This window comes from Micromonospora sp. HB375 (genome assembly GCF_017872985.1).
Taxonomy (GTDB): Bacteria; Actinomycetota; Actinomycetes; order Mycobacteriales; family Micromonosporaceae; genus Micromonospora; species Micromonospora chalcea.
The window spans coordinates 6,521,345-6,545,604 of the sequence record NZ_JAGGJO010000001.1; the positions used below are offsets into that span (position 1 = coordinate 6,521,345).

Annotated in this window: 22 protein-coding genes and 1 tRNA gene; 7 read left to right on the plus strand and 16 right to left on the minus strand. The window is 72.1% G+C overall.

Annotated elements, in window-relative coordinates:
- The first annotated feature begins 38 nt into the window (after nucleotides 1-38).
- Nucleotides 39-590, plus strand: a complete 552-nt coding sequence (locus tag J3R08_RS29060) for a peroxiredoxin-like family protein (protein WP_209963473.1) — start codon at nucleotides 39-41, stop codon at nucleotides 588-590.
- A 54-nt stretch (nucleotides 591-644) separates the two neighbouring features.
- On the opposite strand, the gene J3R08_RS29065 is transcribed toward J3R08_RS29060, so the two are convergent.
- Together J3R08_RS29065 and J3R08_RS29070 are read right to left on the minus strand one after the other, a co-directional pair.
- A complete protein-coding gene (locus J3R08_RS29065; protein WP_209963475.1) occupies nucleotides 645-1,412 on the minus strand; it encodes an enoyl-CoA hydratase/isomerase family protein in 768 nt (255 codons plus the stop codon).
- A gap of 76 nt (nucleotides 1,413-1,488) precedes the next feature.
- The gene (locus J3R08_RS29070) at nucleotides 1,489-3,888 is read right to left on the minus strand and encodes a M4 family metallopeptidase (protein ID WP_043327955.1); all 2,400 of its coding nucleotides are present in this window, start codon (nucleotides 3,886-3,888) and stop codon (nucleotides 1,489-1,491) included.
- A gap of 171 nt (nucleotides 3,889-4,059) precedes the next feature.
- Here J3R08_RS29070 and J3R08_RS29075 point away from each other — a divergent pair, with 171 nt between their 5' ends.
- Both J3R08_RS29075 and J3R08_RS29080 read left to right on the plus strand, forming a co-directional pair.
- On the plus strand, nucleotides 4,060-4,509 hold the full coding sequence (locus J3R08_RS29075) for a protealysin inhibitor emfourin (protein ID WP_140946391.1): 450 nt from the start codon (nucleotides 4,060-4,062) through the stop codon (nucleotides 4,507-4,509).
- Nucleotides 4,510-4,589: 80 nt separating this feature from the next.
- A complete protein-coding gene (locus J3R08_RS29080) occupies nucleotides 4,590-5,246 on the plus strand; it encodes a type 1 glutamine amidotransferase domain-containing protein (RefSeq protein WP_245254830.1) in 657 nt (218 codons plus the stop codon).
- An 8-nt stretch (nucleotides 5,247-5,254) separates the two neighbouring features.
- On the opposite strand, the gene J3R08_RS29085 is transcribed toward J3R08_RS29080, so the two are convergent.
- The 6 genes from J3R08_RS29085 to J3R08_RS29110 all read right to left on the minus strand — a co-directional run bounded on the left by J3R08_RS29085 (nucleotide 5,255) and on the right by J3R08_RS29110 (nucleotide 8,894).
- Nucleotides 5,255-5,866 (minus strand): histidine phosphatase family protein, encoded by a 612-nt coding sequence (locus J3R08_RS29085; protein ID WP_069088749.1) that lies wholly within the window; start codon nucleotides 5,864-5,866, stop codon nucleotides 5,255-5,257.
- Between the two features lie 49 nt (nucleotides 5,867-5,915).
- Entirely contained in the window at nucleotides 5,916-6,335 is a 420-nt protein-coding gene (locus J3R08_RS29090) for a VOC family protein (RefSeq protein WP_043327953.1), read from the minus strand.
- Between the two features lie 35 nt (nucleotides 6,336-6,370).
- The gene (locus J3R08_RS29095; protein ID WP_209963481.1) at nucleotides 6,371-6,772 is read right to left on the minus strand and encodes a helix-turn-helix domain-containing protein; all 402 of its coding nucleotides are present in this window, start codon (nucleotides 6,770-6,772) and stop codon (nucleotides 6,371-6,373) included.
- 166 nt (nucleotides 6,773-6,938) lie between these two features.
- Entirely contained in the window at nucleotides 6,939-7,610 is a 672-nt protein-coding gene (locus tag J3R08_RS29100) for an HNH endonuclease family protein (RefSeq protein WP_209963484.1), read from the minus strand.
- A gap of 282 nt (nucleotides 7,611-7,892) precedes the next feature.
- Nucleotides 7,893-8,720 carry a hypothetical protein gene (locus J3R08_RS29105; protein WP_209963487.1) on the minus strand — a complete coding sequence of 276 codons (828 nt, stop codon included), beginning with the start codon at nucleotides 8,718-8,720 and terminating at the stop codon, nucleotides 7,893-7,895.
- Nucleotides 8,721-8,817: 97 nt separating this feature from the next.
- Nucleotides 8,818-8,894, minus strand: a tRNA-Thr gene (locus J3R08_RS29110).
- Nucleotides 8,895-9,258: 364 nt separating this feature from the next.
- Between J3R08_RS29110 and J3R08_RS29115 the strand changes: the two genes are divergently transcribed.
- Entirely contained in the window at nucleotides 9,259-10,350 is a 1,092-nt protein-coding gene (locus J3R08_RS29115; protein WP_043327950.1) for an ABC transporter ATP-binding protein, read from the plus strand.
- A 58-nt stretch (nucleotides 10,351-10,408) separates the two neighbouring features.
- Here J3R08_RS29115 and rlmB read toward each other — a convergent pair whose 3' ends face one another.
- Entirely contained in the window at nucleotides 10,409-11,527 is a 1,119-nt protein-coding gene (gene rlmB, locus J3R08_RS29120; protein ID WP_043327949.1) for a 23S rRNA (guanosine(2251)-2'-O)-methyltransferase RlmB, read from the minus strand.
- Complete coding sequence (gene cysS / locus J3R08_RS29125) at nucleotides 11,527-12,942, minus strand: cysteine--tRNA ligase (RefSeq protein WP_209963490.1); 1,416 nt, start codon at nucleotides 12,940-12,942, stop codon at nucleotides 11,527-11,529. Before cysS ends, rlmB begins: the two co-directional genes overlap by 1 nt.
- A 63-nt stretch (nucleotides 12,943-13,005) precedes the next feature.
- Between cysS and J3R08_RS29130 the strand changes: the two genes are divergently transcribed.
- Together J3R08_RS29130 and J3R08_RS29135 are read left to right on the plus strand one after the other, a co-directional pair.
- Nucleotides 13,006-13,653 carry an IclR family transcriptional regulator gene (locus J3R08_RS29130; protein WP_043327947.1) on the plus strand — a complete coding sequence of 216 codons (648 nt, stop codon included), beginning with the start codon at nucleotides 13,006-13,008 and terminating at the stop codon, nucleotides 13,651-13,653.
- Between the two features lie 214 nt (nucleotides 13,654-13,867).
- Complete coding sequence (locus J3R08_RS29135; RefSeq protein ID WP_245254831.1) at nucleotides 13,868-15,073, plus strand: hypothetical protein; 1,206 nt, start codon at nucleotides 13,868-13,870, stop codon at nucleotides 15,071-15,073.
- 68 nt (nucleotides 15,074-15,141) lie between these two features.
- Here the strand turns inward: J3R08_RS29135 and J3R08_RS29140 are convergent, their stop codons facing one another.
- The 3 genes from J3R08_RS29140 to J3R08_RS29150 all read right to left on the minus strand — a co-directional run bounded on the left by J3R08_RS29140 (nucleotide 15,142) and on the right by J3R08_RS29150 (nucleotide 18,570).
- Complete coding sequence (locus J3R08_RS29140; protein ID WP_209963492.1) at nucleotides 15,142-16,830, minus strand: S8 family serine peptidase; 1,689 nt, start codon at nucleotides 16,828-16,830, stop codon at nucleotides 15,142-15,144.
- A gap of 88 nt (nucleotides 16,831-16,918) precedes the next feature.
- Nucleotides 16,919-17,617: an HAD family hydrolase gene (locus J3R08_RS29145; RefSeq protein ID WP_043327944.1), complete on the minus strand. Its 699-nt coding sequence runs from the start codon at nucleotides 17,615-17,617 to the stop codon at nucleotides 16,919-16,921.
- The gene (locus J3R08_RS29150) at nucleotides 17,614-18,570 is read right to left on the minus strand and encodes a DMT family transporter (RefSeq protein ID WP_209963494.1); all 957 of its coding nucleotides are present in this window, start codon (nucleotides 18,568-18,570) and stop codon (nucleotides 17,614-17,616) included. The genes J3R08_RS29145 and J3R08_RS29150 overlap by 4 nt, the downstream gene beginning before the upstream one ends.
- A gap of 72 nt (nucleotides 18,571-18,642) precedes the next feature.
- On the opposite strand from J3R08_RS29150, the gene J3R08_RS29155 reads away from it, so the two are divergent.
- Nucleotides 18,643-19,188 (plus strand): CGNR zinc finger domain-containing protein, encoded by a 546-nt coding sequence (locus tag J3R08_RS29155; RefSeq protein WP_069089593.1) that lies wholly within the window; start codon nucleotides 18,643-18,645, stop codon nucleotides 19,186-19,188.
- On the opposite strand, the gene J3R08_RS29160 is transcribed toward J3R08_RS29155, so the two are convergent.
- Genes J3R08_RS29160 through J3R08_RS29170 form a run of 3 tightly spaced genes read right to left on the minus strand, consistent with a single transcriptional unit; the run spans nucleotide 19,155 to nucleotide 24,239 of the window.
- Nucleotides 19,155-19,751, minus strand: coding sequence for a GNAT family N-acetyltransferase (locus J3R08_RS29160; protein ID WP_043327941.1), 597 nt, complete (start codon nucleotides 19,749-19,751; stop codon nucleotides 19,155-19,157). The two genes, J3R08_RS29155 and J3R08_RS29160, sit on opposite strands and share 34 nt — an antisense overlap.
- Before the next feature lie 55 nt (nucleotides 19,752-19,806).
- The gene (locus J3R08_RS29165; RefSeq protein WP_176722885.1) at nucleotides 19,807-21,216 is read right to left on the minus strand and encodes a class II fumarate hydratase; all 1,410 of its coding nucleotides are present in this window, start codon (nucleotides 21,214-21,216) and stop codon (nucleotides 19,807-19,809) included.
- Between the two features lie 44 nt (nucleotides 21,217-21,260).
- Complete coding sequence (locus J3R08_RS29170) at nucleotides 21,261-24,239, minus strand: AfsR/SARP family transcriptional regulator (RefSeq protein WP_209963496.1); 2,979 nt, start codon at nucleotides 24,237-24,239, stop codon at nucleotides 21,261-21,263.
- Between the last annotated feature and the right edge of the window lie 21 nt (nucleotides 24,240-24,260).

A 24,260-nucleotide genomic window follows, 5' to 3' on the forward strand; every position in this document is an offset into this window, starting at 1 on the left:
TTGTAGGAGTACGTCGTACGCCTACAACGGGAGCGCGCATGGACGTCGTCACCCCTCGCCATCTCACCAGCGTGACCGGTGCCCAGGTCGCCCTGCCGGACCCGGACCGCCTCATCCACCTCCAGTTCCGTCGCTTCGCCGGCTGCCCGGTCTGCAACCTCCACCTGCGCTCGATCGTCCGCCGGCACGCCGAGATCGAGGCGGCGGGCGTACGCGAGGTGGTGCTCTTCCACTCCCCCGCCGACGAGTTGCGCGAGCACGTCGCCGACCTGCCGTTCGCCGTGGTGGCCGATCCGGACCGGCGGCTCTACCGGGAGTTCGGGGTGGAGTCGGCGCGGCGGTCGCTGCTCGACCCGCGCGCCTGGCTGCCGATCCTGCGCGGCGTGGCGAGCAGCACCTGGTACATCCTGCGCGGACGGGAGCGGTCGCCGTCCCTTACGCCGCACGGCGGCCGGTTCGGGCTGCCGGCCGACTTCCTGATCGCGCCGGACGGGCGGGTGCTCGCCGAGAAGTACGGCGAACACGCCTCCGACCAGTGGTCGGTGGACGAACTGCTGGCCCAGGTCAGCCGGAGCCGGTCGGCGCGGTGACCGCTGGATCGCCGGTCGGGACGTACCCGCCGAGGGGTGCCGGGCAAACGGCGGTCAGTGGGCGGTCGGCGGGGTCCAGCCGAAGCGCGGCGGGCGGCGCTCGTTCATGGCCGCCACCCCCTCGCGGGCCTCGCCGCTGTCCCGCACCTGGCCGTGCCACCACGCGAGCCGGTCGGCGTCGGCGCGCCCGTCGACGATCTCCTTCGCGGCGGCCACCGTGAGCCGGGAACGCTCGGCGATGGTGGCGGTCAGCGCCGCCACCCGCCCGGCCAGCTCCCCGGCCGGCAGCACCTCGTCCACCAGGCCGATCCGCAGCGCCCGCTCGGCGTCGACCAGCTCGCTGCTGAACAGCAGGTGCTTGGCGGCGGACGGACCGACGAGCGCGGCCAGCCGCCGCGTGGTCGGCGCCGGGTAGACCAGGCCGAGCCGGGCCGGGGGTACGCCGAACCGGGCCTCCGCCGAGGCCAGCCGCAGATCGCAGGCGACGGCGAGCTGGCAGCCGCCGCCCACGCAGGCACCCTCGATCGCGGCCACAGTGGGACGGCCGAACGCGGCGAGCCGTTCCTCGGCGGCCACCGCGATGCTGCCGTCTCCGGCGGCCAGCAGCTCGTCCAGGTCGCCGAGGTCGGCCCCGGCGCAGAACGTGCCGGCCGCGCCGGTGAGCACTAGCACCCGTACCGCCGGGTCGGCCTCCAGACCGTCGAGCAGCACCGGGAGCTGCCGCCACATGGCCGGGGTCATGGCGTTGCGCCGGGCCGGGTTGTGGATGACCACCGTTGCCACCGGGCCGTCCACCCTGACCGTGAGTTCCGCGTCGGACATGGTGCGACCGTAACGGGCGGGGCCCGGCGGCCACCCGCGTGGGGTGGCCGCCGGGCCCCGGGGTCGGGCGGTCAGGTCAGGAGACGTTGACAGCGGTGTCGTCGAGCACGAACGACGTCTGCAGGGAGACGTCCTCGGTGCCGGTGAACTTCAGCGTGACGGTCTGCCCGGCGTACGACGCCAGGGAGAACGACTTCTGGCTGTAGCCGCTGGCCTTGTTCAGGTTCGAGTAGGTCGCCAGCGTGGCCAGCACCGAACCGGAGGAGTTGAGCACCTGCACGTTCAGCTTGTCGTACTGGACGCTGCTGGTGGTCTCGGCCGAGTCGATGTGCAGCCAGAACGAGAAGGTGTACGTGGAGCAGCCGCTCGGCAGGCTCACCGACTGCGACAGCGAGTCGGTGCGGGTGGTGCCGTAGCCGTTGAGCCAGGCGTTCCACGTACCGGTGCGGGTCGGCTGGCCCTGCGAGCCGTACTGGCCGATCACGCCGGAGGTGGAGGTCCAGACCGTGTTGCCGGACTCGAAGCCCGGGTTGCCGAGCTTCTGGCCCGCGCCGGTGCAGCCGCCGCCGGTGCCGTTCACCGTCAGCGAGAACGTGGCGGTCTTCGTGCCGGACGCCGCGCTGCCGGTGACGGTCACCGAGTAGGTGCCGGTCGGCGTGCTGGAGCTGGTGGAGATGGTGAGCGTGGACGAGCCGCCCGAGGTCACCGAGGAGGGGCTGAACGACGCGGTGGCGCCGGTCGGCAGGCCGGACGCGGAGAACGTCACGGTCTGCGCGCTGCCGTTGGTGGTGGCCGTGGCGACGGTGGCGGTGACCGAACCGCCCGCGGTGACCGAACCGGCGGTCGGCGAGAGCGAGACGGAGAAGTCGTTGCCGGTGGAGCTGCACGGCGCGTCGTTACCGGCGACGTTCACCGCGGTCCAGGCGGCCTGGACGGTCTTGTACTCGGTGGAGCAGTTGCCGTACAGGTCGGTGGCGGCCCGCAGGGTGTACGCGCGGGCGGTGTTGGCCGGGTTGCTGGTGTTGACGTACGAGGTGTTCGAGGTGAAGTACACGTCGAGCGCCCGGTACCAGATCTTCTCCGCCTTGGTGCGGCCGATGCCGGTGACCGCCGGGGCCGAGCCGCAGACCGGCGAGGTGCCGTACGCGGTGGCGCCGGTGCCCTCGGCGAGGTTGAAGAAGAAGTGGTTGCCGACGCCGGAGGAGTAGTGCACGTCCTTGTTCTTCGTGCTGGTGGACCAGCAGGAGTCGGACGAGCCGTCCAGCGACGGGTTGTACATGTAGCGCAGCGGCGTACCGTTGCCGTTGATGTTGATCTTCTCGCCGACCTGGTAGTCGCCCGGGTCGCTCGGCGCGGCGGCGTAGAACTCCACCATGTTGCCGAAGATGTCGCTGGTGGACTCGTTCAGGCCACCGGACTCACCGGAGTAGACCAGCCCGGCCAGCGCCTCGGTGACGCCGTGGCTCATCTCGTGGCCCGCGACGTCCAGCGAGACCAGCGGGCGGGAGTTGCCCGAGCCGTCGCCGTAGGTCATCTGGGCCCCGTCCCAGAAGGCGTTGACGTAGTTGTTGCCGTAGTGCACCCGGCTCGGCACGCCCTGGCCGTTGCCGAAGATGCCGTTGCGGCCGTGCACGTTCTTGAAGTAGTCGAACGTCTTGGCGGCGCCGAAGTGGGCGTCCACGGCGGCCGACTGCCGGTTCGAGGTGGCGCCGTTGCCCCACGCGTTGTCCGCGTCGGTGAACGTGGTGCAGGTGGAGGTCCCGTTGTTCATGTCGCAGGTACGGCCGTTGCCGCGTACCGGGTCGATCATCTGGTACGTGCTGCCGGAGAGCGTGGTGTCGATGGTGACCGAGCCGGTGTAGATGCCCTGGCCGGTGCCGGCCACCGTCTCGATCTCGTCGTACGAGCCGATCACCTTGCCGGTGGTGGCGTCGGTGACGACGTGCAGCTTCGACGGGGTCTGCTTGTCCGCCTTCCAGCCCGTCGCGACGGTCTCCCAGGCGAGGCGGCCCTTGCCGCTGCTGGCGTCGACGAACAACTCCGGCGTGCCGACCGAGGTGAGCGAGCCGGAGAACGTCTTGCGGGCGCTGGCCTTGGCCGCGTCCGCGCCGACCTTCGCGGTGGTGCTCAGGGTCAGCGGGGCGTCGAGGCTGACCGACGCGCTGGTCATGGTGCCGTTGGGGGCGGTGTGGATGACGAAGTCACCGCCGTACACCCGGAGACCCTGATAGGTCCGGCTGTACCGGGTGTGCGCCGCCCCGGAGGGGTCGACCTTGGTGCGGACGGCCTGATAGGCCTCACCGCCGGCGCCCTTGACGACGCCGGGGTTGGCGCGCAGCAGGCTCGCGGCCTTGGCCGCGGCCGAGGTCTCGGGGCTGGGGGCGGTTGGCGCTGCCGCTTGCGCCGAGGTGGTGACGCAGGCCAGCACGCTGCTGGTGAGCAGCGCTGCGCTGACGGCGGCGACGGATCTTTTCACGGGCCCTCCTGGAAGGCGAATGTTGTGACGGGGGTAGTCACTGATGTAGATATAGCGATACATCGACGAACGTGAAAGAGGCTGGCGGGAACCCGCCGGAGACACTGACCGAACGGATGAGGAGGACCGGTGGACCGGAACCGGGTGGTCCCGTCGCGCGTCCGAACCGGTATGAGAGCTGCCCCCGCCGTGGCGGCCGTCGCCGCCCTTCTCGTCCCGCTCGCCGGCTGCGCCCGCACCGACGCGCCACCCGTCGTCACGGACGGGCCCTCGCCGCTGGCCACCGAGGTCGTGCTCGTGAAGTCGGGCGGCATCGCCGGGCTGACCGACACCGTCCGGGTCGGGCCGGACGGCCACTGGACCCGCACCGACCGCGCCGGCGCCTCCCGAGAGGGGCAGCTCGCCGCGGAGAAGCTCACCCGGCTGCGGCAACTCGCGGCCGACCCCCGGCTGGCCGCCGAAGCCGCCGTCACCGCACCGGCGACCATGTGCGCCGACGCGTTCAGCTACCGGCTCACCGTCGGGCCCAACCAGGTCAGCTACGTGGACTGCCCGCCGCAGGCCACGCCGCCCGCCGTCACCGCGCAGGTGGTGGACCTGCTCAACGGCGCCACCGGCTGACCGGCGCCGACTTCAAACCCGTTCCGGCTGTGACATCGGCCTATGGCCGGCCGGCCGGCGGCGGGGCCAGCATGGAAGGCATGACTCGCGCACTCATCGCCCTGACCAGTCACTCCGAGCTGGGCCGCACCGGCCGCCCGACCGGCTACTACGTCGGCGAGGCCGCCGAGCCGTGGGAGGTGTTCCGGGCCGCCGGCTACGACGTCGACCTGGTCTCCGTGGCCGGCGGCGAGCCGCCCGTCGACGGGCGGGACGAGAACGACACCACCCAGAACGACTTCCTCGCCACCGCCGGCGTCACCGACACCCCGAAGGCCGCCGACGTCGACCCGGCCGGGTACGACGTGATCCTCTTCGCCGGCGGACACGGCACCATGTGGGACTTCCCCGACGACCCCGACCTGGCCCGGATCGCCCGCTCGGTCTACGAGCGCGGCGGTGTGGTGGCCGCCGTCTGCCACGGCCCGTCGGCGCTGGTGAACCTCACGCTCACCGACGGCTCCCGGCTCGTCGCCGGCAAGCGGGTCGCCGGCTTCACCAACAGCGAGGAGGCAGCCGTCGGCCTCACCGACGAGGTGCCGTTCCTGCTCGCCGACAAGCTCACCGAGGCCGGCGCGCAGCACGTGCCGGCGCCGGACTTCACCGAGCACGTGGTGGTCGACGAGCGCCTGGTGACCGGCCAGAACCCGCAGTCCGCCCGCGCCGTCGCCGACGCCGTGGTGAAGCTGATCCCCTGAGCGCCGGATCAGAACCGGTAGTCGTCGGGCAGACCGGTGGCGCGCAGCTCGGGCGGCAGGTGGGCGACGTCGTTCAGCGCGACGAGCGTCGGCGGGCCACCCGAGCTGTACCGGATCACCGTGAGCCCGCAGTTCTGGTGGTTGAGCCCGATCCAGCGGTGCGGCGGCGCCTCCAGCGCGTGCAGCACCAGCCAGGCGACCAGGAAGTTGTGAGTGACGACCAACTCGCGTACGTCACCCTCCGCGGGGGCGGCGGCGAACCGCGCCACCGCCTCCGCGGTCACACGCGGCCCGTCGCGCCGCTCCCGCTCGGTGAACCCGGCCAGGAACTCCGCGTACCGCTCGGGCAGGCCGGCCGGGTCGGTGTCGTGCGGCACGTGGTCGCCGGCCCGGTCGTCCTCGCGTACCGGAACACCCGGCAGCGACGCCGCGACCAGCGCGGCGGTCTCCGCGGCCCGGCGGGCCGGCCCATGGTGTACGGCGGCGAAGCGCGTGCCGCGCAGCCGCTCACCCAGCAGCGTCGCCTGCCGCCGGCCGCGCTCGGACAGGCCGGTGTCGGCCTCCTCCTCCGCGCGGTCCTGCTCGCCGTGGCGGACCAGGTAGAGCAGGCGGCTGGGCATCGGCGCCTCCACGGTCGGGGACCGCGAGACTAGCCCGCCGCCGCGCCGTTCACTGCCCCTGGCGCATCTGACCGATCCGGATCCGGTTGCCGAACGGGTCACGGATGCCGAAGTCGATCCCGTACGGCCGGTCGGTCGGCTCGTCGGTCACCTCCACACCCTTCGCGACCAGATCCGCGTACGTCTTGTGCGCGTCGTCGGTGGTGAAGAAGAGGAACCCGCCCGCGGCGCCCTTGGTCAGCAGCTCCCGGACCTGCTCGGCGGTCTTCGGGTCCAGGGCCGGCGGGCCCGGCTTCTCCAGCAGGATCTCCCGGCCCGGGTCCCCCGGCACGTTCACGGTGAGCCAGCGCATGAAGCCGAGGTCCTGGTCGGTGCTGACCTCCAGGCCCAGCTTCCCGACGTAGAAGTCGAGCGCCTCGTCCTGGTCGAGCACGTAGATCTGCGAGCGGGAAGTCGAAGTCATCGTCATGCCGACGACGCTAGAGCAGCGGCCTGACCTGCTGCTTATCCAAAACTGCTCGGTCTGGTCCAGGACTTGGCGAAGCAGCTCGGCACGTCCGGCGGCGCGGCCCGGCGACGCCGGAAGGCCGAGGGCGACGCACCGACGATGCCGTGGAACGTCCGGCTGAACGTGCCGAGGCTGCTGAAGCCGACGGCGAGGCAGATGTCGGTGACGTCGCGGTCGGTCTCCAGTAGCAGGGCCATGGCCCGCTCGACCCGGCGGCGTTGCAGGTAGCGGTGCGGGGTCTCGCCGAAGGTGGCCCGGAAGGTACGGATGAAGTGCGCCTCGGACACGTGGGCGATCCGGGCCAGCGCGGCGATGTCCAGCGGCTGCGCGTACGCCCGGTCCATCGCGTCGCGGGCCCGCAGCATCGCCCGATTGGACTCCTCGACCGCTCTGCTCACGCCGTCCCCCCGCCGGCCAGCCTACCGAGACGTCGATCGTCAGCACGGCCGAGGCGCCCTGACCCGTGCCACCCGTTGTCGGCCGCCCCGCCCAGTGGAAGACACCGTCCGGGGCGACCCTGGTGTGCGCGCTGCTGTCATCCGGCCCGAGCGACGGCTCCTGCGATCACGAGGCGCAGGTGTTGAGCATGCTCTGCAAGGCGGACTTCTCGGATGATTGGAGCGTCAGGCCCCAGTTGTACTTCACGGTGATCCACATCTTGCTGTAGGTGCAGCGGTACGACGTCAGCGGCGGCTGCCACATCGAGGGGTCCTGGTCGCCCTTGGCCTGGTTGACGTTGTCGGTGACCGCGATCAGCTGCGGGCGGGTCAGGTCGTTGGCGAAGCTCTGCCGACGGCTCGTGGTCCAGGAGTTGGCTCCGGACCGCCACGCCTCCGCCAGGGGCACGACGTGGTCGATGTCGACGTCGGAGGCGGCGTACCAGGTCGCACCGTCGTAGGGGCTGTACCAGCGGCCGGACGTAGCGGCACAGGAGCTGTCGACCACGACGGACGTGCCGTCACGCTTGAGGACCTGCTCGCGGGTGTTGCAGGCGCCGGTGATGGTGATCCAGTGGGGAAACAGGTCCCGCGAGTAGCCGGCCATCGAGCCCTGTGCTGCCACTGTCAGGGCGTTGAGCTGCGACTGCGCCGTTGCCCGGGAGGGGATGCCAGGCGGGGTGGCCGAGGCCGGCTGCGCGTTCACGGCGGCGAGAACGGCGGCTGCGAGGGCGGCGACAGTGATCGCGGCGGCACGGCGCCAGGCACGCGGGGTGAGGGTGACGGACGTGATCGGCATGACGGCGACCCTTCGTCGAGGAAAGTGACAGCAACCTTCCCTGACGATCATGTCTATCGATCGGCGTCCCTGTAAAGAACAGCTGTCCGGTTGTCGAGCATCGAGCCGCCCCGCACCGCCGACGTGCCGACTCCGCCGGCGTCACTCAGGGCAGCGGCGGCGTGACGGTCGCCGTGGCCCTGACCGTGGTGGGCGTGACCGGCATGTTCCTCACGGACCAGGGCAGGTCAGCTGACCTGCGGTGTTGTCGGCATCTTGTCCGGAGTGCGAGGTACAGGTCCGTTAGCTGCCGTCCACCGGGTCGTCGTACGGCGGCGACACCTCGTCGTTCCAGGAACGTTTCACGTAACCTCCGGTGAGGTCCTGGAGCTGCCGGTTGACCTCGATCAGGGTGTTGATCTCCTGGAGCACCTCGTCGAGATCGTCGAACGTGACCTGGAACCGGCGGTCGTAGGTAGCCATCTCGGGGATGCCATAGTCCTCGGCGACCTCAGCGGCCTCAGCGACAATCCGTGGCCCCGCGTCGAAGGTCACCTCCAGCTGGGGACCATCGGACCATTGGACGGTGAATCGCTCGCTCTCCTCGGCCACCACCATCGACTTCAGGCGCTGCACGGCGTCGGCAAGGGTGACGGACCCGGTGAAGTAGACCCGGAACCCATCGCGCGGCCAGAGGTGAGACGAAACGGGATCGTCCAACAGCAGATCGACCGCGGCGTCGATCCTGGACTCAGCTTCGGTCAGCGGCACACCCAGTTGCGAAACATGGGCGACCAGGCCCGTCGCGTCCGCCACCACGTGCCCGATCCGGTACATGGTCCGGACGAGCCCTTCAGCATCCACGTCACTGCCACTGTGCCAGAACGGCAGATTGATGGCCGTCTCACCGGACCGGTAGCGCACCGTAATGCCGCTGGGCTGGTGCGTCAGCGTGCGGCTCGGGCCGTCCTCGCCCAGAACCACCTCGCCGACGACGTCCCGTACGCCGGAAACGATGGCGTCCCATGCCTGCGAGTCGGACGGCTCACCCGCACCCTTCCGTTCGCCGTCCGACGCCTTCAGCGAGGGCTGTCCGACGGGCTCGGGTAGCAGGATGAGATCAAGAGTCATGGCCGTCAGGCTAGGGCCTGTGACGGGCGGTCGTGACCCTCGTTGCTGTCATCCGGCCAGATCGCAGCGGCTGCCGCCGCGAAATGCCTTGTGGAATTGGAGCCCCCGGCCGGGATCGAACCGGCGACATCTCGCTTACAAGGCGAGTGCTCTGGCCAGCTGAGCTACAGGGGCGCGTGCGTCGGGCTCAGCATAGCGACTGAGCCCCGGAAATCCCGCCTCGCAGGGCTCCCGAGCACGGAAAACGTCGGCATCCCGACCGGTGCGGCCGATGGATCATCGCCCGGGCGCGCTCCCAGCGGGGAGATTGATGCCTCGCAGTGCCCGACTGACCGTTATGCGTATGCCGTCCATCCCACCCGGAGCGACACGTCTTGGCACGATCGCGAAAGCCGTTTACCGTGCAGTGACACGGACGACACTCCGGCGGGCTTCGGCTGCCTGAGCGACGACCCCGTTGGCCGGTGCCTTGGGCGCCGGTCGCTCCTTCACTCGGATCGTCCGGCACGTTCCTGCCGGTGAAAGGAAGCGCTCCATCATGGCTACGGTCACCTACGCGAAGGCGTCCCGGATCTACCCGGGCACCGAGCGCCCCGCCGTCAACCAGCTCGACCTCCAGATCGGTGACGGGGAGTTCCTCGTCCTGGTCGGTCCGTCCGGCTGCGGCAAGTCCACCAGCCTCCGGATGCTCGCCGGCCTGGAGGACGTCGACGACGGCGCGATCTACATCGACGACCGCGACGTCACGCACCTCCCGCCGAAGGCCCGCGACATCGCGATGGTCTTCCAGAACTACGCCCTCTACCCGCACATGACGGTGTACGAGAACATGGCGTTCGCGCTCAAGCTGCGCAAGACCTCGAAGTCGGAGATCGACCGGCGGGTCAAGGAGGCGGCCGGGCTGCTCCAGCTGGAGGAGTTCCTCAGCCGCAAGCCGAAGGCGCTCTCCGGTGGTCAGCGCCAGCGTGTCGCCATGGGCCGCGCGATCGTCCGCGAGCCGCAGGTCTTCCTCATGGACGAGCCGCTGTCGAACCTCGACGCCAAGCTGCGTGTCCAGACCCGTACCCAGATCGCCTCGCTGCAGGCGAAGCTGGGCGTCACCACCGTGTACGTCACCCACGACCAGGTCGAGGCCATGACCATGGGTCACCGGGTGGCGGTCATGCTCGACGGCGTGCTCCAGCAGGTGGACACCCCGCGGGCGCTCTACGACACCCCGGCCAACGTCTTCGTCGCCGGCTTCATGGGCTCCCCGGCCATGAACATCAAGACGGTGAAGCTGACCGAGCAGGGCGGCGCGTTCGCCGAGATGATCGTGCCGCTGACCCGCGAGCAGGTCCAGGCGGCCAGCGCCGAGGGCGGCGACGGCAAGGTCACCGTCGGCTTCCGGCCGGAGGACTGCGACCTGGTCAGCCCGTCCGAGGGCGGCATGCCGGTGGTGGTCGAGCTGGTCGAGGACCTGGGCTCCGACGCCAACGTCTACGGCCACGCCGCGCTGGAGGGCCACAACGAGCGGTTCGTGGTCCGTACCGACCGGCGCAGCATGCCGAACATGGGTGACACCGTGTTCGTCAAGCCGCGTACCGGCCGCAGCCACGTCTTCCACTCCGCCACCGGCCAGCGGATCTGACGTACGCGAGAAAAGGGGCGGCCCGCCACGGCGGACCGCCCCTTTTTCGTACTCTCGATCAGACCTCGACGGACCGGCGGCGCGCGACCTCGGCCAGCGTGACGGCGGCGGCGACGCTCGCGTTGAGCGACTCCACGTCGGAGACCATCGGGATGCTGACGGTCAGGTCGCAGGTCTCGCCGACCAGGCGGGACAGGCCGCGCCCCTCCGAGCCGACCACCACGACGAGCGGGCCGACGGCGGCCTCCAGGTCGTACAGGTCGGTCTGCCCGTCGGCGTCCAGGCCGACCACGACGAAGCCGGCGTCCTTGCACGCCTTGAGCGACCGGGTCAGGTTGGTGACCTGGGCGACGGGCACGCGCGCGGCCGCGCCGGCGCTGGTCCGCCAGGCGGTCGCGGTGATCCCGGCGGCACGCCTTTCGGGTACGAACACACCCTGCGCGCCGAACGCGGCGGCCGACCGGATGACCGCGCCGAGGTTGCGCGGGTCGGTGACGCCGTCCAGCGCGACGAGCAGCGGGGCGGCCTGTTCCAGCGCGGCGGCCACCAGGTCGTCGAACGGCTCGTAGGCGAACGGCGGCACCTGGAGGCCGACGCCCTGGTGCAGCACCCCGCCGGTCATCCGGTCCAGCTCGGCGCGGCTGACCTCCAGGATCGCGATGCCCCGGTCGGCGGCGGTACGGACGATCTCCTTGACCCGGTCGTCGACGTCGATGCCCTGCGCGGTGTAGAGGGCGGTCGCCGGCACCTGGGTGCGCAGCGACTCCAGCACCGGGTTGCGCCCGACCAGCAGCTCGGGGCTGTCCTTCGCCGGGTTGGCCTTGCGGCCCGGCGCGACCCGGGGGCCGCCCCGGCCGGCCGGCTTTCCGCCCCGCCCCTTCGTCGTGGGCGTGCCCCGGCCACCGCCCTTGCCCCAGGTGGTGTCCTTGGTGCCGGGCTGGCCGATCTTGGGGGCGCGGCCCTCCTCGGCGGCGGCGCGGCGCTCCTTCTCCTGCTTCCAGGCGGTGCGCTGGGGCAGCTTCTCGGTGCCCGAGTACGCCTTGTGCCACGGCCGCTCGTCGGCGGGCAGCGTGCGCCCACGCCCGGCGAGGGAGTCCTTGTTCTTGCCGCCGGTGCCCTTGGGGGCGCCCGCCTTCGGTGCCAGTCGCCGGCCTCGGCGCTGTGAGTTGCCGGCCATCAGTCCTGCTCTCCAATAGTCCAACGCGGGCCCTGGGGGGTGTCCTCGACGACCACGCCGGCCTGCTTGAGCTGGTCGCGTACGGCGTCGGCGGCGGCCCAGTCCTTGCGGCCGCGGGCCTGCGCGCGCTGCTCCAGGGCCAGCGCGATCAGGGAGTCCACCACGCCGCGCAGGTCGTCCGTGCGGCCGCCGCCGGTCCAGGCCGGGTCCAGGGGGTCGACGCCGAGGATATCCAGCATCGCCCGGGTGGAGGCGAGCGTCGTGCGGACGGTCACATCGTCACCGGCGGTCAACGCGGTGTTGCCGTCGCGGACCACCTCGTGCAGCGCCGCGAGCGCCGCCGAGGTGTTGAGGTCGTCGTCCATCGCGGCGACGAAAGCGGCCGGCAGGTCGCCGGTCCGGCCGCCGCCGACCCGCTCGGCCGCCCGCTGCACGAAGCCCTCGACCCGCCGGTACGCCACGGCGGCCTCGCGCAGCGCGTCCTCGGAGTAGTCGATGCGGGACCGGTAGTGCGCGGCGACGTAGTAGTAGCGCAGCTCCACCGGGCGCACCCCGAGCGAAGCCACGTAGTCGAGGTCGAGCGTGTTGCCCAGCGACTTGCCCATCTTGGTGCCACCGATGCCGAGCAGGCCGTGGTGCACCCAGTAGCGCGCGAACGGCAGGTCGGCGGCCTGCGACTGGGCGATCTCGTTCTCGTGGTGCGGGAACGTCAGGTCGAGCCCGCCGCCGTGGATGTCGAACTCGGGGCCCAGGTAACGCCAGCACATGGCCGAGCACTCGATGTGCCAGCCGGGCCGGCCACGACCCCACGGCGACGGCCACGAGGCGTCGGCCGGCTCGTCCGGCTTGACGCCCTTCCAGAGCGCGAAGTCGCGCGGGTCCCGCTTGCCCCGGTCGGGGGCGTCACCGGCCGGCTGCATGTCCGCCGGGGACTGGCCCGACAGCGAGCCGTACGCCGGCCAGGAGGCCACGTCGAAGTAGACGTCGCCGGAGCCGTCGGTGGCCGGGTAGGCGTGACCGGTCTCGATCAACCGGGCGATCAGCTCGTGCATCTCCGGGACGTGCCCGGTGGCCCGCGGCTCGTACGTCGGCGGGAGCACGTTGAGCGCCCGGTAGGAGGCGGCGAGGATCTGCTCGTTGGTGTACGCGATCGACCAGAACGGCCGGTCCTGCTCCATCGCCTTGGCCAGGACCTTGTCGTCGATGTCGGTCAGGTTGCGGATGAACGTGACCTCGAAGCCCTTGTCGAGCAGCCAGCGGCGCAGCACGTCGTAGTTGACGCCGGAGCGAAGGTGGCCGATGTGTGGCGGGGCCTGGAGCGTGAGACCACACAGGTAGACCCCCACCTTGCCGGCTTCCCGCGGGACGAAGTCCCGCACCGATCGGGTGGCGGTGTCATACAGGCGTAGCGTCACCTCACAAGGGTAGCCGTCCGCACATTTCGAGGTTGGCCGGAGCCGGGTCGTACGCTGCGTGCTGTGGACACGGCGGCGCGCACGGGAGAGACCGCACAGACCCTGGACCGGGGTCTGCGCCTGCTGCACCTCGTCGCGGACGCGCCGGGCGGGCTCACCGTCACCGAGGCGGCGCACCGGCTGGGCATCGGCCGCGCCGCGGTCTACCGGCTGGTCGGCGCGCTGACCGGCCACGGCATGCTCCGGCGCGACGGCGAGGGCCGGCTGCGCATCGGCGTGGGCGTGCTGCACCTGGCCCGCCGCGCCCAGCCGCTGCTCGCCGAGGGCGCGCTGCCGGCGCTGCGCCGCCTCGCCGAGGGCACCGGGGCGACGGCCCACCTGACCGTGGTCGAGGGCGGCGAGGGGGTGGCGCTCGCGGTGGTCGAGCCGAGCTGGACGTCCTTCCACGTGGCGTACCGGACCGGCACCCGGCACCCCCTGGAGCGGGGCGCCGCCGGCCGGGCCGTGCTGGCCGGGCGGGCCGGCGATCCGGGGCCGGTGAGCACCAGCGGTGAGCTTCAATCAGGCGCGTACGGGGTGGCGGCGCCGGTGCTGGGTGTGCCCGGCCTGGAGGGCAGCGTTGGGGTGGTGTCGCTGACCCCGCTCGACGTGGCGGACATCGGCGCCCAGGTGACGGCCGCCGCCGAGGCGGTCGCCACCGCGCTCTCCTGACCCGCGCGCGCCCTTTACGCCAGCTCGGCGAGGTGGCTGCATCAAGCGGCCCGGACACCACCACCTCCCCGAGGTGGAGTGGATCATCCACAGGCCAAGGGTCATAGCACGCGGACAGGCCGCGCGGGGGTTGTCCACAGGGCGCGAAGGGCGGCACGGCTGCGGCTGTCCACAGGGGTATCGATCTCGACCCGTGCGCCGCCACGCTCGTCACATGCCACCTCATCCTCATCGCCCACCGGAGCTGGCCTGGCAGGTCTTCCGGGGCTCGGAAGCGATCCGGCACGGGCTGCTGTCCCGGCACCATCTGCGCGGCGCGTCCTGGGTCCGGCTCCGGCAGGACGTCTACGCCGACGCGCGGCTCGACCGCGACCACGCGCTGGCCTGCCGCGCGGCACTGCTGCGCCTGCCACCCGGCGCGGCGATCGCCGGCCCTTCGGCGGCCTACCTGCACGGGGTCGAGCACGCCGCAGGCTTCACCGACGACGTGCACGTCCTGCTGCCGGCCACGGTCCGGGCCGACTCCCAGCCGGGTGTCCGGGTGCACCACGCCCCGATGTCGAGCACCCGCAGCGGCCTCCTGGTCCCCGTCGGCGCCGCCGCACCCGCGCGCACAAGCCCACCCACCGGCACGAGGTCGCCCGCCAGTACGAGCCCACCCGACGGCACGAGCCCATCCGCAGGCACACGCCCTGCCACCGGCACCAGGTCGCCCGTAGCAGCACCGCCTGTGGCGGACCGCCTCCCGGGCACACCGGGCCGGACCAGATCGCCGGATCCGGCCCACCCCCACAACCGCCCCGGACCGCCCGGCCCGGCCGACCCGCAGAACTCAGCCACATCGAGCCCGTTCGCAGAGTCGTCCCCCGGCGCGGCGTTGACCCTGGCCGGGCCGCCGCCACGCACCGAGCCGGCCGCCTGTGCCTGGGAGACAGCGGTCTGGGCCGATCCGGTGAAGGCGGTCGGCATCATCGACGGGCTGCTGCGTACCGGTTCGGTGAACCGGTCGGCGCTGGCGAGCGAGGCGGCCCGGAACGCCTGCCGACCCGGTGGGCGGCGGGCGGCGTGGGTGTTCGGCCTGACCGACGGGCTGGCCCAGTCCCCGCCCGAGTCCCACCTGCGGGTCCGTCTCGCCCTCGCCGGCCTGCCCCGCGCGGTGGCCCAGTATCCGGTGCGGGTGTCGACCGGCCTGATCCTGCACCCCGACCTGGCCTGGCCGGAGTTCCGCGTCGCGGTCGAGTACGACGGTCAGTGGCACTCCGACGCGGACCGGATGCACCTCGACCGGCGGCGGCTCAACCAGCTCGTCGCGGCCGGCTGGCTGGTGCTGCACGTGACCGGCCGCCGCCTGCGCAAGGAGTTCCCCGCCCTGGTCCGGGAGATCCGCGCCGCCCTGGTGGCCCGGGGGTGGCGCCCGTGACACCCGCCGGAACGCCGAGGTGGCGGCGTCCGGGTGATCCGGACACCGCCACCTCGGGGAAACGGTCGTTACGGTCGTACGTTCGGCTTGACCGGGGTCTTCACCGCGGCGTAGGCGTCGACGATGCCGTAGCCGTAGAAGCCGTTGAAGTTCAGCGAGCCCGCGCAGTACGCGTCGAACTCGGCGCTCCGGCCCTCGTTGGTGTAGCTCTGCAGCCGCGGCTCCGGGCAGGCGTGCTCGGCCGCCGTCCGGTAGAGGTGCTGCTCGACCAGGTTCGGCGCCATGCCGTAGCCGTTGCGGCCCTCCTTCTTGCCGTGCTTGCTGACGATCAGCGCCGCCACGCCCGAGACGTGCGGGGACGCCATCGAGGTGCCCTGCAGGTAGGTGTAGTAGCCACACTCACCCTTCGCGGTGCACTGCTTGAACACCGAGTTCTCGAAGCCGGCGACGATGTTGCCGTTCTCGTCGACCGACCCCTCCTCCTGGAGCACCTTCTTCGGGTACGTGGAGAGGATCATGTTGGCGTCGGTGCGGTACGTGTCGGTGCCGAAGCCGTCCCGGAACCAGCCACCCGGCGCCGCCACCGAGATCTGCTCGGTGCCGTAGTTCGAGTAGTCGGACTTCTTGCCGGACGGCCCGACCGCCGACACGCCGATCACGTGCGGGCCCTCGACCGGCAGGTCCCAGCAGGTCGCGTTGTCGATCGGGCGCGGGTACGGGTCGGCGCCGTAGTCCGGGCTGCTCACGTCGGTGCGCGGCGCGCCCAGGTCCTCGTGGTTGTTGCCGAGCGAGCCGACGAGCGTGACGCCCTTGCGGTGCGCGAAGTTGAGCGCCCGCTTCATGGCCTCGATGACGGTGCGCTGCTCGGCCTGCGCCTCCGGCGAGTCGGCCGGGTTGGCGGTGCAGTTGTAGAGCCACGGGTCGACGTAGAAGGACATGTTGACCACGTCCAGGCCGGAGCGGCCCGCGTGCACCAGGGCGTTGACCACCGGGTTGAGGAAGAAGTAGCCGCTGTCCTGGCCACCCTTCAGCTCGACCAGGGAGACGTTCGGGGCCACGCCGGACAGGCCGAAGCCGTTGGCGGCGGCGCCGATGGTGCCGGCCACGTGGGTGCCGTGCCCGCCGTCGTCGGTGCCGACCGGGTCGAGGCAGCTGGCCACCTCGCACGGGCCGTCGACCTCGGGGATGTCCGGGGCGAAGTTGCGCGACAGTGTCCAGTTGAAGTTTGGTGCCAGGTCGGGCTGGCTGGCGTCGACGCCGGTGTCCAGGATGCCGACGGTCACCCGGCGGTCACCCGGCTCGATCTTGCGGGCCTTGTCGGCCCGGATCATGTCCAGACCCCAGAGCTTGTCGTCGAGCGGGTCCATCTTCTTGCCGTTGTTCTTGGCGGCCTTGCCCTTGGTCGCCGCGGCGGCCAGCAGGTGCTCCTGCTCGACCCGGTCCAGCTTCGGCTTGCGGCCGATCGCCTTCTCCTCGGCCGCGCCGACCAGGGCGCCGGCGGCGGTGGCCCGGCTGGCGAAGTCCGCCCGGTCGCTCGTGACCTGGAAGAGGCCGACATCGTCGGTACGGGCGACGACAGTGCCGCCGGCGGCGGTGATCGCGGCGATCGCGGCGTCGGTGGACACACCGCTCTCGGCCAGCACGGTGAAGGTCCGGGTGTCCGACGGCGCGGCGTTCGCCGGGATCCCCAGGCCGGTCACCGTGAGTGCCAGCGAGGCCGCAGCCGCGACCGCGCCGACGGTGAAGCGCTTGCTCACCACATCAGATCCTCTCGTTGAGGGACGTGGTGTCATCCCACATCACGGGAGCGGGTTCCGCCAGATCGACGTCCGTTATCGGCCGCAACTAGGCATTCGCGCTTGTCAAGGTGTTGAGCACCGTGGACAGTCCGGCGAGCGTGGACACTTCGGCGTCCGGTTCGAGGCCCCGAGGCCGGGGAAGCCCGCCCCGGTTGAGCCAGACGGCACGCAGTCCGGCCCGCTGGGCGGCGACCACGTCGTGCTCCGGCGAGTCGCCCACGTGCACGATCCGCGCGGCGGGCAGCCCGCAGGCCGCCACCACGGCCGCGAAGAACTCCCCGGCCGGCTTCTTCGGCAGGCCGCCCTCGTGGGCGTACAACTCGAAGGCGAACTGCCCGGCGAGGCCGCAGCGTTCGGCGCGGCTGTTCCCGTTCGTGGCGAAGCCCAGCACGTGGTGCGGGCGCAGTGCCGCCAACGCGGGCAGCGCGTCGGGGAAGGGCCGGCTCAACGCGTACCGGCGGGCGAAGAACAACTCCGCCAACTCGTCCAGCTCCGTCTCCAGCCCGGCCCGGGCCAGCGAGCGGGCCAGCGCGGCCCGCCGGATCTCCTGCACCGGGGCGGCGCTGAGCGCGCCGAAGACCGCACCCCAGTCCTCCTCCAGGTCCGCGAGCGACACCGCGGCCGCCGCCGGGGTCCGCCGCCGCATCTCCTCCAGTACGGCGACGAGCGCGCCGGTGACCGCCGGGCGCAGGTCGACGAGTGTCTCGTCGGCGTCGAAGACGACAGCGCTGCGCGGCCCGCTCACCGGTCGCCTGCCAGCACCGGCTCGGCGGACGTGGCCGCCGAAGGTGTGCCGCGCAGTTCGTCCGCCCGGACCAGGGCGACGCCGCCGAGGATGAGCACCCCGCCGGCCAGCTGGATCAGGCTGGGCAGTTCGTCGAGCACCAGCCACGCGATCAGCACCGCGAACATCACCTCGGTCAGCCCCACGAAGGAGGACAGCCGGGCCCCGAGCAGCCGGGTGCCGGCGACCCCGGCCAGGTACGCGACCACGGCGGCGATCAGCGACAGCCCGGCGATCGGCACCAGCCAGCTCACCTGGTGCCCGGCGAAGGTGACGTCGGCGGTGCCGGCGGCGAGCGGCAGCGCGCCGATGCCGCCGAGCAGGAGCAGCGCCACCGCGCCGACAGCCATGCCGCCGCTGGCCATCACCACCGACGGCAGTTCGGCGTCGATCCGGCCGGCGATGACGAAGTATCCGGCCAGCCCGACGCCCGCGCCGAGACCCCACAGCACGCCCACCGGATCCAGGCGGCCGGCGCCGGTGAGGTCGAGGACGAGCGCCAGCCCGCACAGGGCGGTGACCGAGCCGGCCACCGTCAGCGCTCGCGGACGCTGCCCGTGGACCAGCCACATCCATCCGACCACCAGCACGATGCCGAGGTATTCCAGCAGCAGCGCCACACCGACCGGGAGGTAGCGGACCGCGTTGAAGAAGCACGCCTGCGCGGTGGCGACGCCGAGCAGCCCGAACAGCAGCACCGTGACGCCGTTGCGCCGCAGCACCGACCACTTGCCGCGCAGGGCCAGCAGGGCGGGCACGGCGAGCACCAGCGCGGCGATGCCGACCCGGGCGACCACCACCGCGACCGCCGACCACTCGCCGGTGATCAGCGGGCGGGCGAAGGTGCCCGAGGTCGCGAACGTGATCGCGGAGAGCAGTGCCAGACCGAGCCCGACGCCGGATCGTTCACGCATCGACAGCTCCAGGTCATGAGTGAAGGACGGTTATGCTGATGACGCTAGGCGGAGCCCCTGACAGGAGTCAAGTTGCTTTTCGCTCATGACACCGAATGCGCGCTGGTCGGTGCCGCCGCACTGGTGAACACCGCCGACGGCGACCGGGAAGGGCTGCCCGACGTGGCCGCCCTGGACGCCTTCTTCACCACCCACGGGTGGAGCGGCCGGCACGAGCACACCGAGACCGAACTACGCCAGGTCCGCGCGCTGCGGCCCCGGCTGCGCCGCATCTGGTACGCCGACACCGACGAGGTGGTGGCGATCGTCAACCGGCTGCTGCGCGAGTCGCACGCGCTGCCGCAACTCGTCCGGCACGACGACGAGCCGTATCACCTGCACGCGGTGCCGCGGGACGCGCCGCTGGCGACCCGGATGGCGGTCGAGGCCGCGATGGCGATGGCCGACCTGGTACGCATGGGCGAGCTGAGCCGGCTGCGGCACTGCGACCACCCCGACTGCGACAACGTGCTTGTCGACCTGTCCCGGAACCGCTCCCGCCGGTTCTGCGACGCCGGCTGCGGCAACCGGGCCGCGGTGAGCGCCTACCGGGCCCGCAGGGCGGCGTCCCAGTCCTGACGGGTCGCGGGCCAGTCCTCCCGGGACAGCTCGTACTCCACCTCGCCGTGCTCCGTACCCGGGATCGGGTCGTCGAACGCGAGGTGGAACGTGCGGACGTAGCGCAACCCGGCGCGGGCCATGACCGCCCGGGAGCGGTCGTTCACCGCCATCGTCTGCGCCCACACGCGGCGGACGCCGACCGTGTCGAACGCGTGCCGCACCAGCGCCCGCGCGCCCTCGGTGGCCAGCCCGTGCCCCCACGCCGCGCGGCGCAGCCGGTAGCCCAGCTCCGCCTCGGCGCCGTCGTCGGACGGGTCGAGCGAGTGCCAGCCGAGGAACTCGCCGGTGAACCGGTCGAGCGTCGCCCAGCGGCCGAGCCCGGGGTGCCGGGTGTACTGCGCGAGCACCCGGGGCAGCACGTCGTCCCGGAATGTCGTGGCCGGGGTCGGCACGCCGCCGGTCAGGAAGCGCATGACCTCCGGGTCGGCGTCCAGCGCCACCAACCGGTCCACGTCGTCCATCGTGAACCGGCGCAGCGTCAGCCGCGCGGTCTCCAGCAGCACCCCGCCGTCGTCACGCACCGTCGGATCATGCCGCGCCCACGGTGACGGGTCGAGGCAATTACCGGCGCCGGCCTCAGGGGTGGGTCATCCGGAGCAGATCCAGCGCCTCGTCCAGCTGGGTCTCGGTGAGCTTGCCCGAGTCGACGTGACCCCGGGAGATCACCACCTCGCGGATGGACACCTGCTTGGCCAGCGCCTCCTTCGCGATCGAGGCGGCCTCGTCGTACCCGAGGTGGCGGTTGAGCGGGGTGACGATCGACGGCGAGCCCTCCGCGTACGCCAGGCAGACCTCGGCGTCCGCGACCAGGCCGGCCACCAGCCGCTCGGCGAACAGCCGGCTGGACGCGGCGATCAGCTTGATCGACTCCAGCAGATTGCGGCCCATCACCGGGAGCATCACGTTCAGCTCGAAGTCGCCCTGCGACCCGGCGAACGCCACCGCCGCGTCGTTGCCGACCACCTGGGCGCAGACCTGCCGCATCGCCTCGGCCACCACCGGGTTCACCTTGCCGGGCATGATCGACGAGCCGGGCTGGAGGTCGGGGATGCGCAGCTCACGCAGACCGGCGCGCGGGCCGGAACCCATCCAGCGCACGTCGTTGGCGATCTTGTAGAGACCGACCGCGACGGTACGGAGCTGGCCCGAGGTCTCCACCAGCGCGTCCCGGGCGCCCTGCGCCTCGAAGTGGTTGCGCGCCTCGGTCAACGGCAGCCCGGTGGACTCCCGCAGCTTGCCGATCACCCGCTCGGCGAACCCCAGCGGCGTGTTGATGCCGGTGCCCACGGCGGTGCCGCCCAGCGGCAGCTCGGCCAGCCGGGGCAACGCCGACTCCAGCCGCTCGACGCCGTAGCGGACCTGCGCCGCGTAGCCGCCGAACTCCTGCCCGAGCGTGACCGGCGTGGCGTCCATCAGGTGGGTACGCCCGGCCTTGACCACCGTCTCGAACTCGGCCGCCTTCTCCTCCAGCGCGCCCGCGAGCTGCTTCAACGACGGGATCAGGTCCTCCACCACGAACTGCGTGGCGGCCAGGTGGATCGAGGTGGGGAACACGTCGTTGCTGGACTGCGACGCGTTGACGTGGTCGTTCGGGTGCACGTCGCGGCCCAGCTCGCGGCTCGCGAGGGTGGCGATCACCTCGTTGGTGTTCATGTTGGACGACGTACCGGAGCCGGTCTGGAACACGTCCACCGGGAACTGGTCGTCGTAGCCGCCCTCGGCGACGTGCGCGGCGGCGGTGGCGATCGCCTGCGCCACGTCCGCGTCGATCACCCCCAGCTCACCGTTCACCAGTGCCGCCGCCCCCTTGATCTGCGCCAGGGCCTTGATCTGGGCCGGTTCCAGCCCGCGCCCCGAGATCGGGAAGTTCTGCACCGCGCGCTGGGTCTGCGCCCGCCACAGTGCCTCGGCGGGCACCTCCACCTCGCCCATCGAGTCGCGTTCGATCCGGTAGCCGGTCGCCTCTGGAGTCGTCACGCCTACCATCCTGCCGCGCCGCCGGTCGGAGTGCAGGGAAAGTGGCGGCCCCCTCAGCCCAGCTCGACCAGCAGCTTCTCGGTGTCCCGCTGGTCCGGCGTCTCGACCTGACGGAACAGCGCCAGCGCACGCCCGGCGTACCGGCGGGCCTGGTCGGGGTCGTCGTGGCGCAGGCATCGCGCGAGGCCGTCCAGGGCGCGGGCCTGCTCGTAGCGCAGGCCCAGCCGCTCGGCGTCGGCTAGCACCCGGCGGTGCAGGTCCAGCGCGCTGGCTACGTCACCCTGGTCGAAGATCGTCCGGGCCAGCAGGTTCCGGGAGGCGCACTGCCCGACCAGATCCCCGGCGTCGATCATGGCCACGAGGGCGTCCCGGTGCAGCGAGGCGGCCAGCTCCGGCCGGCCCTCCTCGCGCTCCATCATGCCCAGCTCGTTGAGCAGTTCGCCCTCGCCGTACCGGTTGCCCACCCGGCGCTTGAGCCTCAGGCCGACAAGCAGGAGCCGGCGCGCGGGCCCGTGCTCGCCGCGCCGGTGCCGCGCCATGCTGAGGTGCCCGATCGAGTTGCCGAGCTGCCGCAGGTCGCCGGCCTGCCGTGCGACAGCCATCTGGTTGCGGCACATCCGCACAGCCTCGTCGTACCGGCCGTGCGAGATCAGGGTGAACGAGAGGTTGTTCAGCAGGTTGGACAACCACGACGACTCGCCCGACCGGCGGGCGATCGCCGCGGACTCGGTCAGGAGTTCGATACCCCGCTGGTGCTGCCCGTCGACCGCGTACGCGGTGCCGAGGTTGCCCAGCACCTTGCGCAGCTCGCCCGGCCGGTCGAGCCTGCGGTAGATGCCGACCACCGCCTCCAGCCGCCGGATGGCCTCGGCGAACCGCGCCCGGCGGTAGTCCGCCGAGGCGAGATAGTTGAGCATCGTCGCCACGGCCTCCTCGTCGCCCAGGCGCTCGGCGGCCCGCAGACCGATCTGATGCGTCTCGATCAGGTCGTCCAGGCGACCGCCGTAGAAGTTGCTGACCCAGGCGACCCGGGCGAACTGCCAGCTCTGCCGGAGAAAACCCTCGTTCTCCGCCAGCCGGACGAGCGCCGTCAGGGTCGAGCGGTTCTCCTCCAACCATGCTCGGCCGAGGCCGACAGTGGCTGCCACCAGGTCGGGCCGCGCCGGCTCCGGCAGGTCGAACAGGGACGGCTCGGCGCCCGTCTCCAGCGACCGCCCGATGGACGCGGTGACCTGAAGATGGAAGTCGATGAGACGGCCCACCGCCGCCCGCCGCTCGTCGGCGGTCTCGCGTCCGGCGCCGAGCGTGCGCGCGTACTCGCGGATCAGGTCGTGCAGCTGGTAGCGGCCCGGTTCCACCTCCTCGACGAGGTGCGCGTCGACAAGTTCGTCGAGCGCGTCCTGCGCCTGCGGCAGCAGCAGGTCGGCGAGCGCGGCCGGCACCCGGTTGTCGACACACTGACCCGGGTGCAGGCCCAGCAGGCGGAAGACCCGCTGCGCGAGCGGCGACACCTGCTCGTACGACAACGCGAAGGCGCCGGCCACCGACCGCTCTCCCGCGACCAGCTCGGCCAGCGGGTCGGACGCGCCGGCCAGCCGCTCCGCCAGGTCGGCCACCCGCCACCGCGGCCGGTGCGCGAGCCGGGCCCCGGCCAGCCGCAGGGCCAGCGGAAGGTGTCCGCAGCGGCGGGCCACCTCCATCGCCGCCTCGGGCTCGGCGGCCACCCTCTCCGCGCCGGCCACGCGGGCCAGCAGCTCGACCGCCTCGTCGGCGTCGAGTACCGGCAGCGAGGACGGGCGGCCCGAGTCCAGGCCGATCAGGCGACGACGGCTGGTGATCAGTATCAGGCAGTCCGGACCGTTGGGCAGCAGCGGTGCGACCTGGCCGGCGTCGGCCGCGTTGTCGAGCACCACCACGGCCCGACGCCCGGCCAGCTCGGAACGCCACATCGCCAGCCGGTCCGTCGGGTCGGCCGGCACCCGTTCAGCCGGCACGCCGAGCTGCCGGAGCAGGGTGGCGGCGGTCACTGTCGTACTGAGCGGGCTGCGGTCGCTGTGCCCGTGCAGGTCGATGAAGAGCTGCGCGTCGGGGAACCGGCCGGCCACAGCGGTCGCCACCTGCACGGCGAGCGTGGTCTTGCCGCTGCCCGCCATGCCGTCGACGAGCTGGACCCGGCTACCCTCCTCGACCTCCCGCACCAGCCGGGCCACTGTCTGCTGCCGCCCGGTGAAGTCGCTGATCGCGCGCGGCAGCGCCCGCACCGGCGCGGCAACCCGGCTCTCCGGGCCGCTCAGCGCCAGGTCGCCGGCGAGTATCCGCTGGTGCAGCTCCTGCAACGCGGCGCCCGGCTCGATGCCCAGCTCCTCGGCGTAGATCCGCCGCCCTTCCCGGTAGACAGCCAGCGCGTCCGCGTGGCGGCCGACCGCCGACAGGGCCAGCATCAACTGCCCCCGCAACCGTTCCCGCAGCGGCTCGCGCTCGACCGCCTCGGTGAGCTCGTCGACCAGCTCGGGCGCCCGGCGCAGCCGCAACTCGATGTCGACGCAGTCCTCCAGCGCGGCGAGCCGCTGTTCGTCGAGCGCCTGCGCCCGCCGCCGCACGCTACGGGCGGGGATGCCGGCCAGCACCGGCCCACGCCACAACGCCAGCGCGTCCCGGTAGTTCTGACGCGCCTCGATCAGCCGGCCCGCTTCGGCGTTCCGGCGGGCCGCCTCCACACCGTTGGCGAACACCTCTGCGTCGAGGTCGCCCGGCTCGATCCGGATGCCGTATCCGGCCGGGTCGGTGACGATGGTCACGGTGGGCAGGCCGAGCGCCGCGAACCGCTGCCGCAGTCGAGACACGCAGATCTGGAGCTGGGTCCGCGCGGTCGCCGGGGGGCGGTCCTCCCACACGGCGTCGATCAGGTCCTCGGTCGGCACCACCAGGCCCGGACGCAGCAGAAACATGGCGAGGACGATTCGATCTCGACCCGCGGTGACGGTGGCTTCACCGCCGCCGACCCGCAGGGGCCCCAAGATTCCGAACCGCACCGCGCTCCCCCGACCGCCGTA

Coding starts and splice junctions, on each gene's coding strand:
- rlmB (WP_043327949.1), bottom strand. CDS start 11,527: ATGGCCGGCAACTCACAGCGCCGAGGCCGGCGACTGGCACCGAAGGCG.
- J3R08_RS29085 (WP_069088749.1), bottom strand. CDS start 5,866: ATGCCCAGCCGCCTGCTCTACCTGGTCCGCCACGGCGAGCAGGACCGC.
- J3R08_RS29065 (WP_209963475.1), bottom strand. CDS start 1,412: ATGTCCGACGCGGAACTCACGGTCAGGGTGGACGGCCCGGTGGCAACG.
- J3R08_RS29165 (WP_176722885.1), bottom strand. CDS start 21,216: ATGGTAGGCGTGACGACTCCAGAGGCGACCGGCTACCGGATCGAACGC.
- J3R08_RS29080 (WP_245254830.1), top strand. CDS start 4,590: ATGACTCGCGCACTCATCGCCCTGACCAGTCACTCCGAGCTGGGCCGC.
- J3R08_RS29135 (WP_245254831.1), top strand. CDS start 13,868: ATGCCACCTCATCCTCATCGCCCACCGGAGCTGGCCTGGCAGGTCTTC.
- J3R08_RS29105 (WP_209963487.1), bottom strand. CDS start 8,720: ATGACTCTTGATCTCATCCTGCTACCCGAGCCCGTCGGACAGCCCTCG.
- J3R08_RS29115 (WP_043327950.1), top strand. CDS start 9,259: ATGGCTACGGTCACCTACGCGAAGGCGTCCCGGATCTACCCGGGCACC.
- J3R08_RS29150 (WP_209963494.1), bottom strand. CDS start 18,570: ATGCGTGAACGATCCGGCGTCGGGCTCGGTCTGGCACTGCTCTCCGCG.
- J3R08_RS29100 (WP_209963484.1), bottom strand. CDS start 7,610: ATGCCGATCACGTCCGTCACCCTCACCCCGCGTGCCTGGCGCCGTGCC.
- J3R08_RS29090 (WP_043327953.1), bottom strand. CDS start 6,335: ATGACGATGACTTCGACTTCCCGCTCGCAGATCTACGTGCTCGACCAG.
- J3R08_RS29060 (WP_209963473.1), top strand. CDS start 39: ATGGACGTCGTCACCCCTCGCCATCTCACCAGCGTGACCGGTGCCCAG.
- J3R08_RS29075 (WP_140946391.1), top strand. CDS start 4,060: ATGAGAGCTGCCCCCGCCGTGGCGGCCGTCGCCGCCCTTCTCGTCCCG.